18 protein-coding genes are annotated in these 19,120 nt (G+C 59.7%); 13 read left to right on the forward strand and 5 right to left on the reverse strand.

The genetic code is table 11. The features are described 5' to 3' along the window. Positions 1-28: 28 nt before the first annotated feature. The 3 genes from AB4O45_RS18385 to AB4O45_RS18395 form a co-directional block, all read right to left on the reverse strand. Positions 29-1,345, reverse strand: coding sequence for an MFS transporter (locus AB4O45_RS18385; RefSeq protein WP_041478199.1), 1,317 nt, complete (start codon positions 1,343-1,345; stop codon positions 29-31). 267 nt (positions 1,346-1,612) lie between these two features. Then, entirely contained in the window at positions 1,613-2,854 is a 1,242-nt protein-coding gene (locus tag AB4O45_RS18390; RefSeq protein WP_460160414.1) for a CNNM domain-containing protein, read from the reverse strand. A 12-nt stretch (positions 2,855-2,866) separates the two neighbouring features. Continuing rightward, the gene (locus AB4O45_RS18395; protein WP_016771539.1) at positions 2,867-3,679 is read right to left on the reverse strand and encodes a cytochrome C assembly family protein; all 813 of its coding nucleotides are present in this window, start codon (positions 3,677-3,679) and stop codon (positions 2,867-2,869) included. A gap of 210 nt (positions 3,680-3,889) precedes the next feature. Here AB4O45_RS18395 and ffh point away from each other — a divergent pair, with 210 nt between their 5' ends. From ffh to rplS, 5 genes are all read left to right on the forward strand, one after another. Then, entirely contained in the window at positions 3,890-5,266 is a 1,377-nt protein-coding gene (gene ffh, locus AB4O45_RS18400; protein ID WP_007967791.1) for a signal recognition particle protein, read from the forward strand. Between the two features lie 261 nt (positions 5,267-5,527). Continuing rightward, complete coding sequence (gene rpsP / locus AB4O45_RS18405) at positions 5,528-5,779, forward strand: 30S ribosomal protein S16 (protein ID WP_003185073.1); 252 nt, start codon at positions 5,528-5,530, stop codon at positions 5,777-5,779. Positions 5,780-5,784: 5 nt separating this feature from the next. After that, positions 5,785-6,321 carry a ribosome maturation factor RimM gene (rimM, locus tag AB4O45_RS18410; protein WP_016771538.1) on the forward strand — a complete coding sequence of 179 codons (537 nt, stop codon included), beginning with the start codon at positions 5,785-5,787 and terminating at the stop codon, positions 6,319-6,321. Between the two features lie 44 nt (positions 6,322-6,365). Continuing rightward, positions 6,366-7,076: a tRNA (guanosine(37)-N1)-methyltransferase TrmD gene (trmD, locus tag AB4O45_RS18415; protein ID WP_231507574.1), complete on the forward strand. Its 711-nt coding sequence runs from the start codon at positions 6,366-6,368 to the stop codon at positions 7,074-7,076. Positions 7,077-7,121: 45 nt separating this feature from the next. Next, a complete protein-coding gene (gene rplS, locus AB4O45_RS18420) occupies positions 7,122-7,472 on the forward strand; it encodes a 50S ribosomal protein L19 (RefSeq protein WP_041478196.1) in 351 nt (116 codons plus the stop codon). A gap of 166 nt (positions 7,473-7,638) precedes the next feature. Here rplS and AB4O45_RS18425 read toward each other — a convergent pair whose 3' ends face one another. After that, on the reverse strand, positions 7,639-9,447 hold the full coding sequence (locus AB4O45_RS18425; protein WP_315435705.1) for a cation:proton antiporter: 1,809 nt from the start codon (positions 9,445-9,447) through the stop codon (positions 7,639-7,641). 108 nt (positions 9,448-9,555) lie between these two features. Here AB4O45_RS18425 and xerD point away from each other — a divergent pair, with 108 nt between their 5' ends. The 7 genes from xerD (at position 9,556) to AB4O45_RS18460 (ending at position 16,965) form a co-directional block, all read left to right on the forward strand. Continuing rightward, a complete protein-coding gene (gene xerD, locus AB4O45_RS18430) occupies positions 9,556-10,452 on the forward strand; it encodes a site-specific tyrosine recombinase XerD (RefSeq protein WP_150636241.1) in 897 nt (298 codons plus the stop codon). 366 nt (positions 10,453-10,818) lie between these two features. Next, positions 10,819-11,550: a bifunctional protein-disulfide isomerase/oxidoreductase DsbC gene (dsbC, locus tag AB4O45_RS18435; RefSeq protein WP_041478193.1), complete on the forward strand. Its 732-nt coding sequence runs from the start codon at positions 10,819-10,821 to the stop codon at positions 11,548-11,550. Positions 11,551-11,681: 131 nt separating this feature from the next. After that, positions 11,682-12,986: a homoserine dehydrogenase gene (locus AB4O45_RS18440; RefSeq protein WP_024011722.1), complete on the forward strand. Its 1,305-nt coding sequence runs from the start codon at positions 11,682-11,684 to the stop codon at positions 12,984-12,986. Between the two features lie 106 nt (positions 12,987-13,092). Next, the gene (gene thrC, locus AB4O45_RS18445) at positions 13,093-14,502 is read left to right on the forward strand and encodes a threonine synthase (protein ID WP_310214373.1); all 1,410 of its coding nucleotides are present in this window, start codon (positions 13,093-13,095) and stop codon (positions 14,500-14,502) included. A 120-nt stretch (positions 14,503-14,622) separates the two neighbouring features. Then, entirely contained in the window at positions 14,623-15,996 is a 1,374-nt protein-coding gene (locus AB4O45_RS18450) for a transporter substrate-binding domain-containing protein (protein WP_460160415.1), read from the forward strand. 117 nt (positions 15,997-16,113) lie between these two features. Then, a complete protein-coding gene (locus tag AB4O45_RS18455) occupies positions 16,114-16,521 on the forward strand; it encodes a response regulator (RefSeq protein WP_041478191.1) in 408 nt (135 codons plus the stop codon). Positions 16,522-16,683: 162 nt separating this feature from the next. Further along, positions 16,684-16,965 carry a DUF3509 domain-containing protein gene (locus AB4O45_RS18460; protein ID WP_016771530.1) on the forward strand — a complete coding sequence of 94 codons (282 nt, stop codon included), beginning with the start codon at positions 16,684-16,686 and terminating at the stop codon, positions 16,963-16,965. A gap of 220 nt (positions 16,966-17,185) precedes the next feature. Here AB4O45_RS18460 and AB4O45_RS18465 read toward each other — a convergent pair whose 3' ends face one another. Beyond that, a complete protein-coding gene (locus tag AB4O45_RS18465; RefSeq protein ID WP_041478190.1) occupies positions 17,186-18,385 on the reverse strand; it encodes a CaiB/BaiF CoA transferase family protein in 1,200 nt (399 codons plus the stop codon). Positions 18,386-18,531: 146 nt separating this feature from the next. Here AB4O45_RS18465 and AB4O45_RS18470 point away from each other — a divergent pair, with 146 nt between their 5' ends. Then, positions 18,532-19,074, forward strand: a complete 543-nt coding sequence (locus AB4O45_RS18470; protein WP_007908961.1) for a YaeQ family protein — start codon at positions 18,532-18,534, stop codon at positions 19,072-19,074. Positions 19,075-19,120 lie beyond the last annotated feature (46 nt).

Here is a 19,120-nt window from a genome sequence, read left to right on the forward strand (position 1 = left end):
GCCTGCTCGCGAAGCTCTTGATCTTCTGTCAGGCAACCTGATTCAGATCGTTATTGCGCGTCTCCTTCAAACACAACACCGCGATCAGGCTCAACACCGCTGCCGCCGATACATACCCGCCGACATAACTCAACCCGCCCATCGCCACCAGTTTCTGCGCAAAGAACGGCGCCGCCGAGGCCCCGACGATGCCGCCCAGGTTGTACGCCGCTGATGCGCCGGTATAACGCACGTGGGTCGGAAACAGCTCAGGCAACAGCGCGCCCATCGGTGCGAATGTCACGCCCATCAAAAACAACTCGATGCACAGAAACAGCGCCACGCCCCAGGTCGAGCCCTGCGTCAGCAACGGTTCCATCAGGAACCCGGACAGAATCGCCAGCACGCCACCGATGATCAGCACCGGTTTGCGCCCGTAACGGTCGCTGGCCCAAGCGGATAATGGCGTCGCTGCGGCCATGAACAACACGGCAAAGCACAGCAGGCCGAGGAACGTTTCGCGGCTATAACCCAGCGTGGCCACGCCGTAGCTCAGGGAAAACACCGTCGAGATATAGAACAGCGCATAGCACACCACCATCGCCGCCGCACCGAGCAGGGTCGGCGCCCAGTATTGGCTGAACAACTCGACCAGCGGCACTTTCACTCGCTCCTGACGGGCGATCGCATTGGCGAACACTGGCGTTTCATGCAATTTCAGGCGCACATACAGGCCGACCATCACCAGCGCCGCGCTGAGCAGAAACGGAATACGCCAGCCCCAACTGCGGAACTGCTCGTCATCCAGCGTCATCGCCAGGGTCAGGAACAGGCCGTTGGCCGCAAGAAAACCAATCGATGGGCCGAGCTGCGGGAACATGCCGAACCAGGCGCGTTTGCCCTTCGGCGCGTTCTCCGTAGCCAGCAGCGCCGCACCGCCCCATTCGCCGCCAAGGCCCAGGCCCTGACCGAAACGCAGCACGCACAGCAGAATCGGCGCCCAGGCACCAATGCTGTCGTAGCCCGGTAACACGCCAATCAAGGTGGTGCACACGCCCATCAACAGCAGCGAGGCGACCAGCGTCGATTTACGGCCGATACGGTCGCCGAAGTGGCCAAACAGTGCCGAACCCAGTGGTCGGGCGAGGAAGGCAATGCCGAAAGTGAGAAAAGCGGAAAGCATCTGCGCCGTGCCGGAGGTCTGCGGAAAGAACACCGGCCCGATCACCAGCGCCGCAGCAGTGGCATAAACGTAGAAGTCGTAGAACTCGATGGCGGTGCCGATGAAACTTGCCGTGGCCACGCGGGTGGCGGAATTGGTCGGCTGGGCAGGCGCGGTTTCGCTGTAAGCGGTATGGGTCGTCATGCGGTGATCCCTGACAGTCATGAGCTCCAGTGGAGCGAATTATTATGGTCGAACACCCAGGGATGTGGGGTAGGGCGCGAGCGCTGTTTCGAGTAGGAACAGTCGTCGGTTTGCAGCGGAAACAGTCAGGATCCGGGCAGTGCCGGGTAGGCACAGGGATCGACGGCGCTTGGGTAAGCGCCTCGATTATAGGAAGGGGGCTAACGATCAAACAAGCGCAAAAGATCGCAGGGTAGGAGCTGCCGAAGGCTGCGATCTTTTGATCTTCTATCGGGCAGGCACCAGAGCAGGCACCGATGAGGTCAGCCAGATCAACACCTTGCTCACCCGGTTCTCCTCGGTCTCGAGGATTTCCAGTCGATAACGCCCGATCTTCAGGCACACCGCGCTTTCCGGAATGGTTTCCAGCGCTTCGGTGACCAGGCCGTTCAGGGTCTTCGGCCCGTCGCTCGGCAGGTGCCAGCCCAGGCACTTGTTCAGGTCGCGGATTGACGCGGCGCCATCGATCACCATGCGACCGTCGGCCTGGGGATGAATGTGCGGATTGTCGAGGCTGTGCTCGCTTTCAAATTCGCCGACGATTTCTTCGAGAATGTCTTCAAGGGTGACGATGCCCAGCACTTCACCGTACTCGTCCACGACCATGCCGAGACGGCGTTGCTGTTTGTGGAAGTTCAGCAGTTGCAATTGCAGCGGCGTGCTTTCCGGGACGAAGTAGGGCTCGTAGCTGGCGGCCAGCAGCGCCTCGCGGGTCAATCCGCCGTTGCTCAGCAAATGGCCGATCTGGCGAGTGTTGAGCACCGCTTCGACCTGATTGATGTCACTGTGAAACACCGGCAGACGCGTGCGCTTGTTCTCGCGCAGTTGCTCGATGATCTCTTCGATCGGATCGTCGAGGTTGATGCCGTCGACGTCACTGCGCGGCACCAGAATGTCGTTGACCGTGATGTTGTCCAGCGCATGAATGCCCGACACCGGGTGGGCGCGGACCGGATGTTCGGGATCATCATCGTGATCGGCCGGCAACTCGTCCTCGCTATGTTGCACCACCTGAGCCTTGCGCGTGAACGGGGTCAGCAGCAAAGCGCTGACCCGGCTGAACAGCCACGCGAACGGGTAGACGATTTTCATCGGTACGGCCAGCAGGGCATTGCCGAACGCCAGCACGGCGTCGGGATAGCGCCGGGCCAAAGTGCGCGGGAAATAATCGGCGAACACCAACAGGATGCCACCGGCGCCCAGGCAGGCCGCCCACGGGCCATTTTCTTCGCAGAGAAAAATCGCCAGCAGCGTCGCGAGGATCACGGCCAGGGCGCGGCACAGGGTGTTGCAGAGGATCAGGCTGTCGAGCGGGAAGCTCAGCTTCGCCAGCGGCTTGTCGCTGGCGCGCGAGGCGATCCGTTGCGCGAGCAAGTGCTGCTGCGCGATTTCGACGGCGGTAAACAGCCCTGACCATAAGATCAGCAGGACAAATACCGCGAGCATCGGCCCTATGGGCAAACCGTCCATTTATGCCGCCCGTCAGATGTGCAGTATGTATTCACGAACCAGTTTGCTGCCGAAGTACGCCAGCATCAGCAGGCAGAAACCGGCGAGGGTCCAGCGAATCGCCTTATGGCCGCGCCAGCCCAGTCGGTTGCGACCCCACAACAGCACGCTGAAGACGATCCACGCCAGACAGGCCAGCAGGGTCTTGTGCACCAGATGCTGGGCGAACAGGTTCTCGACGAACAGCCAGCCGGAAATCAGCGACAGCGACAGCAGCGTCCAGCCGGCCCAGAGAAAGCCGAACAGCAGGCTTTCCATGGTTTGCAGGGGCGGGAAGTTCTTGATCAGTCCGGACGGGTGCTTGTGCTTGAGCTGATGGTCCTGAACCAGCAGCAGCAACGCCTGGAACACGGCGATGGTGAACATGCCGTAGGCGAGGATCGACAATAGAATGTGCGCGAGAATGCCCGGCTCTTCGTCGATGATCTGCACTGTGCCGGTCGGCGCGAACTGCGCCAGCAATACCGTGATCGCACCGAGCGGGAACAGCAGCACCAGCAGGTTTTCCACCGGGATCCGCGAACAGGCCAGCAGAGTCAGGGCAATCACCGCAGCGGCGATAAGGCTGGACGCGCTGAAGAAGTCCAGACCGAGGCCGATCGGGGTCAATAGATGTGTAAGCAGGCTGGCGCCGTGGGCGAGCACGGCGAATACGCCGAGGCTGACCAGCAGGCGCTTGTTCGCCTTGGCGCCGGTGGCCAGGCGGGTACTTTGATAGACGGTCGCAGCGGCATAGAGCAGGGCGGCGGCGAGGGTGGTCAGCAAACTGGGTGACAAGGGGAGCATAAATCCTGTTAGGCGAGCCCGAAAGGCGCTGAGTTTGGCATAGAACCGCCACGGCACGAAAGACTCCGCAAGCTGACGGCGAGGTGTCCGCCGGCCGCAGTCTTCGCTATAATCCGCGACCTGCCCACGCCGCAGGCTCGCCGAGCACATGTTGATTCCGGTCTGGGCCGCCATTATCCCGGTTCGTACAGGGCCTGAAAGGATCGCGCAATGTTTGAAAACTTAACCGACCGTCTCTCGCAGACGCTGCGCCATGTCACCGGCAAGGCCAAGCTGACCGAGGACAATATCAAAGACACCCTGCGTGAAGTGCGCATGGCGTTGCTCGAAGCTGACGTCGCACTGCCGGTGGTCAAGGACTTCGTCAATTCGGTCAAGGAGCGCGCTGTTGGCACCGAGGTGTCGCGCAGCCTGACGCCGGGCCAGGCGTTCGTGAAGATCGTCCAGGCCGAACTCGAAAGCCTGATGGGCGCGGCCAACGAAGACCTCAACCTGAGTGCCGTTCCGCCAGCCGTGATTCTGATGGCCGGTCTGCAGGGCGCGGGTAAAACCACCACTGCCGGTAAGCTGGCGCGCTTCCTTAAAGAGCGCAAGAAGAAGTCGGTCATGGTCGTGTCTGCGGACATTTACCGTCCGGCCGCGATCAAGCAGCTGGAAACCCTGGCCAACGACATCGGCGTGACGTTCTTCCCGTCCGATCTGAGCCAGAAGCCGGTCGACATCGCCAATGCGGCTATTAAAGAAGCCAAACTGAAATTCATCGACGTGGTCATCGTCGACACCGCCGGTCGTCTGCACATCGACGAAGAGATGATGGGCGAGATCAAGGCGCTGCACGCCGCGATCAACCCGGTCGAAACCCTGTTCGTGGTCGACGCCATGACCGGTCAGGACGCCGCGAACACGGCCAAGGCGTTCGGCGATGCGCTGCCGCTGACCGGTGTGATCCTGACCAAGGTCGACGGCGACGCCCGTGGCGGTGCCGCGCTGTCGGTGCGCGCCATCACCGGCAAGCCGATCAAGTTCATCGGTATGGGCGAGAAGAGCGAAGCGCTCGATCCGTTCCACCCTGAGCGTATCGCCTCGCGGATCCTTGGCATGGGCGACGTGCTCAGCCTGATCGAACAGGCCGAAGCGACCCTCGACAAGGACAAGGCCGACAAACTGGCCAAGAAGCTGAAAAAGGGCAAGGGCTTCGACCTCGAAGACTTCCGCGATCAGCTGCAACAGATGAAGAACATGGGCGGCCTCGGCGGCCTCATGGACAAACTGCCGAGCATCGGCGGCGTCAACCTGTCGCAGATGGGCAATGCCCAGAACGCCGCAGAAAAGCAATTTAAACAGATGGAAGCCATCATCAATTCCATGACCCCGGCCGAGCGCCGCGACCCTGAGCTGATCAGCGGTTCGCGCAAGCGTCGGATCGCCATGGGTTCCGGCACGCAGGTGCAGGACATCGGCCGCTTGATCAAGCAACACAAGCAGATGCAGAAGATGATGAAGAAATTCACCGCCAAGGGCGGTATGGCGAAAATGATGCGCGGCATGGGCGGTATGTTGCCCGGCGGTGGCATGCCGAAAATGTGAGACAGGACACCAAGACTTCGCCGGTCGTCGCACCGGCGCAGACCCTGCAAGGACGCAGGATCAACAGCAAACCCGCACTCGGCGGGAGCTGACTGGCCGTTTTTAACGACGGCTCTCTATGCAAATCTGCACGGCATGCCATGGGTGCCGGAAAAAGTCATTTGCAAAAGTCCGGATATTCCTTAGAATATGCGGCCTTTCGGGCACCCATGCCCGCTGTGCATTTAGATTTGCAGCACCGACTACAGGAACGATGTTCACATGCTAACAATCCGTCTTGCCCTTGGCGGCTCCAAAAAGCGCCCGTTTTACCACCTGACCGTAACCGACTCGCGTAACCCGCGTGACGGCTCCCACAAAGAACAGGTTGGTTTCTTCAACCCTGTTGCCCGTGGTCAGGAAATCCGTCTGTCCGTGAACCAAGAACGCGTTGCCTACTGGCTGAGCGTTGGTGCACAACCTTCTGAGCGCGTTGCTCAGTTGTTGAAGGAATCTGCCAAGGCTGCGGCCTGAGCAATATGAACGCGACGCCAGCCCCTGCCGATGATTTGATCGTTATTGGCAAAATTTATTCTGTTCATGGCGTTCGCGGCGAAGTGAAGGTTTATTCCTTTACTGATCCGACTGAAAACCTGTTGCAGTACAAAACCTGGACGCTCAAGCGCGAAGGCAATGTCAAACAGGTCGAGCTGGTCAGTGGACGCGGGAGCGACAAGTTCCTGGTCGCCAAGCTCAAGGGTCTCGATGATCGTGAAGAAGCTCGTCTTCTGGCCGGTTATGAGATCTGCGTGCCGCGCAACCTGTTCGCTGAATTGACCGAAGGCGAGTACTACTGGTACCAGCTGGAAGGTCTGAAGGTCATCGACACCCTCGGGCAACTGCTCGGGAAAATCGATCATCTTCTGGAAACCGGCGCCAATGATGTAATGGTCGTCAAGCCTTGCGCTGGCAGCCTGGATGATCGCGAACGCCTGTTGCCCTATACGGAGCAATGCGTGTTGGCCGTCGACCTGGAAGCGGGCGAGATGAAGGTGGATTGGGACGCGGACTTCTGAACGTGGCTAACTTGCGCGTAGAAGTGATCAGTTTGTTTCCCGAGATGTTTTCCGCCATTGGCGATTACGGCATCACCAGTCGTGCGGTCAAACAGGGGCTCTTGCAGCTGACCTGTTGGAATCCGCGAGATTACACGACGGATCGGCATCACACTGTGGACGATCGCCCGTTTGGCGGTGGTCCGGGCATGGTGATGAAGATCAAGCCCCTGGAAGATGCGCTGGCTCAGGCCAAGGCAGCAGCCGGGGAGGCGGCGAAGGTGATTTACCTGTCCCCCCAAGGCCGTCAACTGACTCAGTCGGCGGTACGCGAGCTGGCACAATCGGATGCATTGATCCTGATTGCCGGCCGCTACGAAGGCATTGACGAGCGCTTTATTGAGGCTCATGTCGATGAAGAGTGGTCGATTGGCGACTATGTACTGTCTGGCGGCGAGCTGCCGGCCATGGTCCTGATCGATGCGGTTACACGACTGCTGCCTGGAGCTTTAGGGCATGCGGATTCCGCTGAGGAAGATTCCTTTACGGATGGTCTGCTGGATTGCCCGCACTACACCCGACCGGAGGTGTATGCGGATCAGCGTGTTCCCGACGTGTTGCTGAGTGGCAATCACGCGCATATCCGGCGTTGGCGTTTACAGCAGTCCCTTGGTCGGACCTATGAACGACGCGCCGATCTTCTGGAAAGCCGCTCGCTTTCTGGAGAAGAGAAGAAGCTGCTCGAGGAATACATCCGCGAGCGGGACGATAGTTAACAACGTATCGATGGTAGATCGAACGATTTACCTTAGGAGCACAGCATGACCAACAAAATCATCCTTGCACTCGAAGCAGAGCAGATGAGCAAAGAAATCCCTACCTTCGCCCCAGGCGACACTATTGTCGTTCAGGTGAAAGTGAAGGAAGGCGATCGTTCCCGTCTGCAAGCGTTCGAAGGCGTTGTAATCGCCAAGCGTAACCGCGGCGTGAACAGTGCGTTCACCGTTCGTAAAATCTCCAACGGTGTTGGCGTAGAACGTACTTTCCAGACCTACTCCCCGCAGATCGACAGCATGGCTGTTAAACGTCGCGGTGACGTACGTAAAGCCAAGCTGTACTACCTGCGCGACCTGTCGGGTAAAGCAGCCCGCATCAAGGAAAAACTGGCTTAAGCCCAGCTTCCGATGCAGAAAAAAGCAGCCTACGGGCTGCTTTTTTGTTGCCCGGGATTTGTGCTGCCAAGATCTTCAGTCTGTCCGTGACCCAGTCGCGGCCTTCGCGAGCAGGCTCGCTCCCACAGGAATAGAGTGGGAGCGAGCCTGCTCGCGAATCGATCCGTCAGGCGCTGGAACCTTCTGGTTGAATCAACGCCAGCACCGTCCATCCAGCCCCAGGCTTCAGCGCCGTTTCCGGCGTCACCACATGCACCCAGCCGCTGTCATCACGCATGAACAGCAACGTTGCGCGATTGCCGTGCAGCGCCCGGTAATCATCCCAGCCAAACCCATCCGTCAGGGTTGTGCTGTACAGCTCGGCACCCTGGCCCATCTGGCCGGCCAGTTTCGAATAGGTCAGTGCCTCACTGCCCAACTGATTGCCCCGGTGTTCCAGGCTCGCCCGATGTTTATCGCTGCGGCGGCTTTCATGGCCGCTGGCCAGACCGAACAGGCGCTGATGACCGAAGTCATGACGAAAGCGCATCGCCGCCAATGTGTTCAGCTCGCCCGACGGTGACAGCGCCAGCAAATGCCCCAACCCCACCAGGTCCAGATGCGCGTCAGCATGCTGCGACGCCGGGTTGCCGAAATAAGTCGGCAAGCCTTCCATGCGTGCCGCGCGGATATTCTCCCAGCTCGAATCGGTCAGCAGTACGCGACTGCCCAGTTGCTGCAGCGACTTGCCCAATGCGCGGGCCGGGCTATTGGCTCCAACGATCAGAAAACCGCTCGGCGCCGGTTCGGCGACCTTTAACAGCCGTGCCAGCGGTCGCGCCGTTGCGCTTTGCAAAACCACGGTACCGATGATCACCGCAAAGGTCAGCGGCACCAGCAGCAGGGCGCCTTCATGTCCGGATTCATCCAGGCGGATCGCGAAAATCGCCGAGACAGCCGCTGCGACGATCCCGCGTGGCGCGATCCAGCAAAGCAACGCCCGTTCACGCCAGCTGAGACTGGAACCGGCGGTGCTGAGCAAAACATTCAATGGGCGAGCGATCAACTGGATCACCAGCAGCAGAATCAACACCAGCGGTCCCAGACCGATCAACGCGTTCAGGTCCAGGCGCGCCGCGAGCAGGATGAACAGTCCGGAAATCAGCAACACGCTGAGGTTTTCCTTGAAGTGCAAGATGTGCCGCACGTCCACGCCTTTCATGTTGGCCAGCCACATGCCCATCAGCGTCACCGCCAGCAGGCCGGACTCATGCATCACTTGGTTGGCACCGATGAAGATTGCCAGCACCGCTGCCAGCGAGGCCAGGTTATGCAAGTATTCCGGCAGCCACTGACGCCGGATCACCGTCCCCAGCAGCCAGCCACCGACGACACCAAACACGGCGCCGCAGAGGATCACCCCGCCGAAGGTGAGAAGACTTTGCTTGAGGCCATGCCCTTCAGCGCTGGCGATGATGAAGCTGTACACCACGACGGCGAGCAGAGCGCCGATCGGATCGATGACGATGCCTTCCCAGCGCAGGATGTTGGCGATCGAGGCTTTTGGCCGCACCACCCGCAGCATCGGCACGATTACGGTCGGACCGGTGACCAGCGTCAGGCTGCCAAACAGAATCGCCAGCATCCAGTCGAAGCCCAGCAGAAAGTGCGTGGCCACCGCGATGACGATCCAGGTCGAAATCGCACCGAGGGTCACCAGTCGATGAACGACGCTGCCGATCTCTTTCCATTCCGACAGGTGCAGGGTCAGACTGCCTTCGAACAGGATCAGCGCCACTGCCAGCGACACCAGTGGCATCAGTAGCGGGCCGAACATTTCCTGCGGGTCGAGCCAACCCAGCACCGGGCCGGCCAGAATGCCGGTCAGCAGCAGAAACAGAATGGCCGGCAGTTTCAGGCGCCATGCCAGCCACTGACAACCCAGCGCCGCCGCGCCGATCCCGCCAAATGCCAAGAGAATTTGCTGCTCGTTCATTGATGCTCCCTGTTCCTTGATCTGGCTGGCTATGAAAGACTAGCGGCCATTCCCGTCGTTCACTGTCTAATTGCGCGCAGTGTTAAAAACCGCCTGCCCTGAGCACCCATGCCTGCCATCGACCATCCGCTGATTGATCAATTCCTCGACGCTTTATGGCTGGAGAAAGGCCTGTCCGACAACACCCGCGACGCCTATCGCAGCGACCTCGCGCTGTTCAACGGCTGGTTGCAGGAGAAAAATCTCGAGCTGATCAATGCCGGCCGCGAGTTGATCCTCGATCACCTGGCGTGGCGGCTGGAGCAAAACTACAAGCCACGCTCCACCGCGAGATTTCTCTCCGGGGTGCGTGGCTTTTATCGCTATCTGCTGCGGGAAAAGCTGATCAGCGTCGACCCGACGTTGCGCGTCGACATGCCGCAACTGGGCCGGCCGTTGCCCAAATCGCTATCGGAAGCCGATGTCGAAGCGCTGCTCAAGGCACCGGACCTGAGTGACGCCATCGGCCAGCGTGACCGCGCGATGCTGGAAGTGCTGTATGCCTGTGGCCTGCGCGTGACCGAACTGATCAGCCTGACACTGGAGCAGGTCAACCTGCGCCAGGGCGTATTGCGGGTGATGGGCAAGGGCAGCAAGGAGCGTCTGGTGCCGATGGGCGAGGAGGCGATTGTCTGGGTCGAGCGCTATATGCGTGATGGCCGTCAAGAATTACTCGGTGGCCGCCCCAGCGATGTGCTGTTCCCCAGCCAGCGCGGCGAGCAGATGACCCGGCAGACGTTCTGGCATCGGATCAAGCATCAGGCCAAGGTCGCCGGGATCAGCAAGTCGCTGTCGCCGCATACCTTGCGCCACGCATTTGCCACGCACCTGCTCAACCATGGCGCGGACTTGCGCGTGGTGCAGATGCTGCTCGGGCACAGCGACCTCTCTACGACGCAGATCTATACCCATGTCGCCCGCGCCCGATTGCAGGATCTTCACGCCAAACACCACCCACGCGGCTGACACATCCCATAATGTTGAAATACTGACCTGTGGCGAGGGGATTTATCCCCGTTCGGCTGCGCAGCAGTCGCAAACCCGGCTGGCTCGATTTTGACTGAAAGATCGCGGTGGATGGTTTAGGGCTGCTTCGCAACCCGGCGGGGATGAATCCCCTCGCCACAATGATGTGCGTCAGCCACATGTGGTTGTGGGTCAGTTGTACAAGCATGAAGGTGTGTCAGTTGCACATGAGTGTGTGGCGACAGGCGCATTCGGCCCTCGCGGCCTTATGTGTTAGGCTTTGCCGGTTTGCACGATGGACGGTTATGACCCGGTGTTTCGCACGGGCGTTCTGATCGTTTCATTGGCCCGCCCTCAGGAGTACTCATGCGTCTGACCCAGATTTTCGCCGCCGCCGCTATTGCGCTGGTGAGCACCTTTGCCGTCGCCGACGACGCGGCCGACAAAGCCATTCGTCAAAGCCTGGAAAAACTCGAACTCGAGGTTCCGGTCGAAAGCATCAATGCCAGCCCGTTGCCTGGCATGTACGAAGTCAAACTCAAAGGCAGCCGCGTGCTGTACGCCAGTGCCGATGGCCAGTACATCGTGCAGGGCAACCTGTACCAGCTCGCGAATGGCAAACCGGTCAACCTGACCGAGAAGACCGAACGCCTGGGCATTTCCAAACTGATCAATGCCATCCCGGTGGCCGAAACCGTGGTCTACCCGGCCGTGGGCGAGACCAAATCGCACATCACCGTGTTCACCGACACCACCTGTCCGTACTGCCACAAACTGCATGCCGAAGTGCCCGAGCTGAACAAGCGCGGCATCGAAGTGCGCTACGTGGCGTTCCCGCGCCAGGGCCTGAATTCGCCGGGTGACGAGCAGCTGCAAGCAGTGTGGTGTTCGAAAGACAAGAAAGCCGCCATGGACAAAATGGTCGATGGCAAGGAAATCAAAGCCGCCAAGTGCGATAACCCGGTTTCCAAACAGTTCGCGCTCGGTCAGTCGATCGGCGTGAACGGTACACCGGCCATCGTTTTGGCCGACGGCCAGGTCATTCCGGGCTACCAGCCGGCGCCACAAGTCGCCAAACTGGCGCTGGGCGCGAAGTAATTCGCATCGTCACGGGTAACCGTTGACGATCGTGGTCCGGCAGCAGCAGCGCCGGGCCATCAACAGAGAGCCGCGAGCACGCGGTTGTTTTCCGGCCGACCCTGTGTCGGCCGTTTCATGGGGAGTTCACAGTGAATCCGGTCAAAGTAGGCATCTGTGGGTTAGGGACCGTCGGTGGCGGTACCTTCAACGTACTTCAGCGCAACGCCGAGGAAATTGCTCGTCGTGCCGGGCGTGGAATCGAAGTGGCGCAAATTGCCACGCGCACGCCAAAGCCTCAGTTCCAGACGACCGGTATTGCGATTACCAACGATGTCTTCGAAGTGGCCACGAACCCTGAGATCGACATCGTCATAGAGCTGATGGGCGGCTACACCGTTGCCCGCGAGCTGGTACTCAAGGCCATCGAGAATGGCAAGCATGTGGTCACCGCGAACAAGGCGCTGATAGCCGTTCACGGTAATGAGATTTTCGCCAAGGCACGCGAGAAAGGCGTGATCGTGGCATTCGAAGCGGCCGTGGCCGGTGGCATTCCGGTGATCAAGGCGATCCGCGAAGGCCTGTCCGCCAACCGCATCAACTGGGTTGCCGGGATCATCAACGGCACCGGCAACTTCATCCTCACCGAAATGCGCGAGAAAGGCCGTACGTTTGAAGACGTGCTCGCCGAAGCGCAAGCGCTGGGTTACGCCGAAGCCGATCCGACCTTCGACGTCGAAGGCATCGATGCCGCGCACAAGCTGACCATTCTGGCGTCTATCGCCTTCGGTATTCCGCTGCAATTCGACAAGGCGTACACCGAAGGCATCACCAAGCTGACCACTGCCGACGTCAACTACGCCGAAGCGCTGGGCTATCGCATCAAGCACCTCGGCGTGGCGCGCAGCACTGACGCCGGCATCGAGTTGCGCGTGCACCCGACGCTGATTCCGGCCGATCGCCTGATCGCCAACGTCAACGGCGTGATGAACGCCGTCATGGTCAACGGTGATGCGGCCGGTTCGACGCTGTTCTATGGCGCCGGCGCTGGCATGGAGCCGACCGCTTCGTCGGTGATCGCCGATCTGGTCGACGTGGTTCGCGCGATGACTTCCGACCCGGAAAACCGTGTACCGCACCTGGCCTTCCAGCCGGACTCGCTGTCGGCGCATCCGATCCTGCCGATCGAAGCCTGCGAAAGCGCTTACTACCTGCGAATCCACGCCAAGGACCACCCGGGCGTACTGGCTCAGGTGGCGAGCATCCTGTCGGAGCGCGGCATCAATATCGAATCGATCATGCAGAAGGAAGTCGAAGAGCATGACGGCCTGGTGCCGATGATCCTGCTGACCCACCGCGTGGTCGAGCAACGCATCAATGATGCGATCACCGCGCTGGAAGCACTGGCTGGCGTCGACGGCCCGGTTGTACGGATCCGTGTCGAACATTTGAACTAAAAGCAGCGGCAAGCTTCGAGCTGCAAGCGGCAAGAGAGAAGCAGTCTGGCTTTTACTTGCGACTTGCAGCTTGCAGCTTGCAGCTCAAACCGAAGGTTTGAAAAAAATGCGATATATCAGTACTCGCGGCCAGGCCCCGGCCCTGAATTTCGAAGAGGTCCTGCTGGCCGGTCTGGCGACCGATGGCGGTCTGTACGTCCCGGAAAACCTGCCACGTTTTACTCAGGAAGAGATCGCTTCCTGGGCTGGCCTGCCGTATCACGAACTGGCCTTCCGGGTGATGCGCCCGTTTGTCACCGGCAGCATCCCGGATGCCGATTTCAAGAAGATCCTCGAAGAAACCTACGGCGTGTTCGCGCACAGCGCCGTGGCGCCATTGCGTCAGCTGAACGGTAATGAATGGGTGCTGGAGCTGTTCCATGGCCCGACCCTGGCGTTCAAGGACTTCGCCCTGCAACTGCTCGGTCGTCTGCTCGATTACGTGCTGGAAAAGCGCGGCGAGCGCGTGGTGATTGTCGGTGCCACCTCTGGTGATACCGGTTCTGCGGCCATCGAAGGCTGCAAGCACTGCGAAAACGTCGATATCTTCATCCTGCATCCGCACCAACGAGTGTCTGAAGTGCAGCGTCGGCAGATGACGACAATCTTCGGCGAGAACATCCACAACATCGCCATCGAAGGCAACTTCGATGACTGCCAGGAAATGGTCAAGAACAGCTTCGCCGACCAGAGCTTCCTCAAAGGCACGCGTCTGGTGGCGGTGAACTCGATCAACTGGGCGCGGATCATGGCCCAGATCGTTTACTACTTCCATGCGTCCCTGCAGTTGGGCGGTCCGGCGCGTTCGGTGTCGTTCTCGGTACCGACCGGCAACTTCGGCGACATCTTCGCCGGCTACCTGGCGCGCAACATGGGCCTGCCGATCAATCAGTTGATCGTGGCGACCAACCGCAACGACATCCTGCACCGCTTCATGAGCGGCAACCAGTACGTCAAGGAAACCCTGCACGCAACGCTGTCGCCGTCGATGGACATCATGGTGTCGTCGAACTTCGAGCGCCTGCTGTTCGACCTGCACGGGCGTAACGGTGCGGCGATTGCCGGCCTGATGGACTCGTTCAAAAAGGACGGCAGTTTCAGCGTCGAACAAGAACGCTGGACCGAAGCACGCAAGCTGTTCGATTCGCTGGCGGTGGACGATGCGCAGACCTGCGAAACCATCGCCGACGTCTACGAGCAAACCGGTGAAGTCCTCGACCCGCACACTGCCATCGGTGTGAAAGCTGCGCGCGAATGCCGTCGCAGTCTGGATATCCCGATGGTAATTCTGGGCACTGCCCATCCGGTCAAGTTTCCTGAGGCAGTGGAGAAAGCGGGTGTAGGAAAAGCGCTCGAACTACCTGCACATCTTTCTGATTTGTTTGAGCGAAGCGAGCGTTGCACGGTTCTGCCAAACGACCTGAAAGCCGTGCAAGCCTTTGTCAGCCAGCATGGCAACCGCGGCAAGCCACTCTAAGCCAGTAAAAGCTGTCACATTTTGAAGCCCGTCTCCTGACGGGCTTTTTTGTTTCTGCTGCCACACTGCTCGGGTTTTCACCCACGAAGGACGGGTGAGTCGATCACGAAGGAAATGGCAATGCTGTTTTACAGAGGTTTGAAACCGGCACTGGGCTGGTTGTTTTTGTTGGCGGTGCTGGGATGGATGCACAGCGGCGTGGCAGCGCAGATGGCACTCGATCAGGCCAATGCGTCGGGCACTGTGCCGGTTGTCGAACTGGATGCGCACGAGCGGCAATGGATCCGTGACAACCCCAGAGTAACGGTGGCATCGGTGCAATATCCGCTGTACCTGTTTCAGGACGAACACGGCCAGTGGAGCGGTCTGAACAACGATGTGCTCAAGCGGGTCAGCGCAATGACCGGACTGCAATTCGAGCACCAGGAATCGTTCTCTACCGACCATATGCTCGATCGCCTGCAAAGCGGGGTCGCGGACATCAGTACGACGTTGGCCATGAGCGATGAACGCAAGGCCTTTCTCGATTTCAGTCATGCTTTCGGAGGGGCTGGCTGGGTGTTTGTCGGACATGCCAATGCCCCGAGGGTGGAGTCTTTCGAGCAACTGGCGAAGCGCGTTCTGGTGCTGCCCGCCCGTCATGCCCTGGAGGATGCGATTCGGCGCGATTATCCGTCGATTGAAATACGCTCGGTGAAAACCTACGCCGAAGCGCGGGCGCTGGTCGAGAGTGGGGAAGCCTATGCAACCATCGAAAACGAAATCGGCGCGCAGCTCTATCCGTTGGGCATGCTCAAGGTCGGTGCCCTGGTAGAGGGCAAGTGGGAAGCCGATCATCTGGCTGTACGAAAAGGCATGCCGCAACTACTGAGTATTCTTAACAAGGCGCTGGAAGCTTTCCCTGCTGCGGAGTTGCGGGCGATTCGTTTCAAGTGGCTGGCAGGCGTTTCGCCGCCGCCCGTGCCCTCCGTGTGGAAGCGCCTGGTCGAGTGGGCATGCTGGGCGATGGGGGGAATCGGCGTTTTCGGAATGCTGTCGCTGGTGTGGAACCGCCGCCTGGCGGCCGTGATCAAGCTGCGCTGCGCGGCGGAAAAGGAGTTGGGCGATCAACTGGCCTTTCAGCACGCCCTGATCGATTCGATGCCGGATCCGGTGTTTGTCCGTGATCTGCACGGGCGTTTGATCATCTGCAATCGCAGTTACGAGGAAGCGCTGTCGGTGCGCCAGGACCAGATGCAGGGACGCTTGCTGATCGAAGTCGATGCGTTTCCGGAAACCACCGCGCGGATGCTCCACGACGAATTCATCGCCCAGTTGCAAACCCGCAAGTCGCGCTTCAGCAAACGCCAACTGCTGTTCAAGGGCGGGCCTCGCGAGGTTTATCAGTGGACCGTGCCGTTTTACAGCGGCGACGGCAAATTGCGCGGCTTGTTGGGCGGCTGGACCGACATCACCCAGCGTCGGACCGAGAGCGGGTGTCGCTGTCTGCAGTAAAGAAGGGAAATGTCCTGCAAGACGCGGCTACTTTTCTGATGGGAGGCTTAAGACGCCTGCCCTAGAGTGAACGACACCTGCGGTGAGAGTCCGCGATGATCGCTCCAGAGGTCGCCCATGCGCTCGCTTAAAGTCCTGATTCTTGAACCCAACCCGTTCCAGCTGATGGCATTGCATCAAATGCTCAATGCCATCGGCATCTACGACGTATTGACCGCGCCTTCGCTGGCGTCAGCCCTGTCTTCACTGGGGCATCGCGGTGCGGTCGATATCGCCATTTGCGATCCGCAGCTCAAAGGTGGCGATGGGTTGGCATTGATTCATCACCTGGCGGCGCACCATGAGGCGCGTGCCCTGATTCTGCTGGGCTCGGTCGCGCAGAGTTTGTTGAGTGACCTGGAGCCGGTGCTTCGTCAACAACGCCTGCGCCTGCTGGGGCGTCTGCAGACACCGGTTTCGGCGGTGTTGATGCGAGGTCTGCTGGACAGTTATCTGATCACTGCGCAGGCACTCATCGAGGCCTGATACCGGCGAATATTTTTCTGTCATCTTCGCCATGCATGCTCTGTCAGACACGGTCCTGCAAGGTCGGAACGTGACAGGCAGAACTTTCTTCTCGGGCCGGTGGTCATTTAATGTGAACACGCCCCAGGCACTGTGTTTTCGGACTATTGAGTGGAGATCGAGATGGAAAGTATCAGTCTATTGCTCGGTGAGGCTCTGAGCCCGTATCAGGTGACGCTGACCCCTCGCGGCAGCCATGGTGAATGTCTGGTGACGCTGAAGAACAGCAGCGGCGCCATTGTGGTGGAACGCGAATTCAATCAGGCCCAGTTGAGCGACAAGCGCTTGCTGACCGACGTGGTGGACGGCCTGCACCGTGACGTGATGATCGCCGAAGGGCGGCTGGAACCCTGCGTCATTGCGGCGTTGCGCAATGCAGCTCTGGACAAGCGTCCGGCCCTGTAAAGATGAAATATTTTTTGTGGGAACCTTCCTGCATACCTGTCAGTCAGACCCCATAACAGCAGGATCAAGCATTGTGCTCCGGTGCTTGTCGCTTGCTGCTACGGGTCTCGAAGCAGACCCCGTTTAACCCCGAGTTGTCTCCCCACTTCTCGGGGTTTCTTTTGCCCGGCGTTTGCCCTGTGCACAGCTTTTTGCTCGAAAACCAAACCTCCAGCGTTGCTCAAATGGCCCCGTCTTCGCGCAGCCGAGCGATTTGCGCCGCGTCGTAGCCCAGATCGCCAAGCACCTGCGCATTGTGTTCGCCAAGCTGCGGTCCGACCCATTCGGACGAGCCCGGCGTTTCCGACAGCTTCGGCACGATGCCGGGCATCTTGAAGTCCTTGCCGTCCGGCAGCTTGGCATGCAGGAACATCTCCCGCGCCAGGTATTGCGGATCGTTGAACATGTCCTCGGCGCTGAAGATCCGGCTGACCGGTACGTCGGCCTGATTGAGCAAGTCGAGAACGGTCTGCAGCGGTAAGGAATTGACCCAGCGATCAATCACGCCATACAACTCGTCCCGGCGACTGTCACGCCCGTCGTTACTGGCCAGCACCGGGTCGTTGGCAAGATCTGCGCGGCCAATCACGAGCATGAAGCGTTTGAAGATTGCATCACCATTGGCGCCGATTTGCACATGCTTGCCGTCGGCGCTGGTGTGGATCGAAGAGGGCGTGATGCCCGGCATGATGTTGCCGCTGCGCTCGCGGATGAAACCGAACACGTCGAACTCCGGCACCATGCTTTCCATCATCGCGAAGATAGCTTCATACAGCGCAACGTCGACCACTTGGCCCAGCCCGCCGTTGACCTCGCGATGACGCAGCGCCATCAACGCACCGATCACGCCCCACAGCGCGGCAATCGAATCACCGATGGAAATCCCGGTGCGCACCGGTGGCCGATCTTCGAAACCGGTGATGTACCGCAGGCCACCCATGGATTCGCCGACCGCACCGAAACCTGGCTGGTCCTTCATCGGCCCGGTCTGACCGAAACCGGAGAGGCGCACCATCACCAGTTTCGGGTTCAGTGCGTGCAGGGTTTCCCAGCTCAGACCGAGTTTTTCCAGGACGCCGGGGCGGAAATTCTCGATGAGGATGTCGGCTTCGCCCAGCAGTTGTTTCAGGATCGCCAAACCGTCGGGGTGTTTCAGATTGAGGGTCAGCGACTTCTTGTTGCGCGCCTGGACAAACCACCACAACGAGGTGCCTTCGTACAACTTGCGCCATTTGCGCAGGGGATCGCCGCCGTCCGGCGATTCGATCTTGATCACTTCGGCGCCGAATTCGCCGCAAATGCGCGAGGCAAACGGACCGGCGATCAACGTACCCAATTCAATGACTTTCAGACCCGAGAGCGGTTTGCTGGTGAACGGCATGCGAAATCCTGTAGGACAAGGCTGAGCGGATACAGGGTTTTAACATAGCCGACTGTCAGACGCCGCAGCTTGATTGCCATCAATTCGATGATTGCCTGTGGCATCGGTTAGACTTGCCGACTTTCCTCGTATCAAGAAGCCCGTTCATGGCCCAGCCGTCCACTACCTACAAATTCGAACTGAACCTCACCGACCTCGACCGCAGCGTCTACGAAAGCGTCAAGCAGACCATCGCCCGTCATCCTTCGGAGACCGAAGAACGCATGACTGTGCGGCTGCTGGCCTACGCGCTCTGGTACAACGAGCAGCTGTCGTTCGGCCGTGGTCTGTCAGACGTGGATGAACCGGCCTTGTGGGAAAAGAGCCTGGACGACCGTGTCCTGCACTGGATCGAAGTCGGCCAGCCGGATGCCGATCGCCTGACCTGGTGCTCGCGCCGCACCGAACGCACCAGCCTGCTGGCCTACGGCAGCCTGCGTGTGTGGGAAACCAAGGTGATCCCGGCGATCAAGAACCTGAAAAACGTCAACATCGCCGCCGTCCCGCAAGAAGTGCTGGAGACCCTGGCCAAGGACATGCCGCGCGTCATCAAGTGGGACGTGATGATCAGCGAAGGCACGATCTTCGTCACCGACGATCGCGGTCAGCACGAAGTCCAGTTGCAATGGCTGCAAGGTGAGCGCGGCTGAGGTCGCGACACCGCTGATATTTCCCACGAATCAAAGAGAAGCCTCC

The sequence above is a fragment of the Pseudomonas sp. S2_B10 genome (assembly GCF_054668425.1).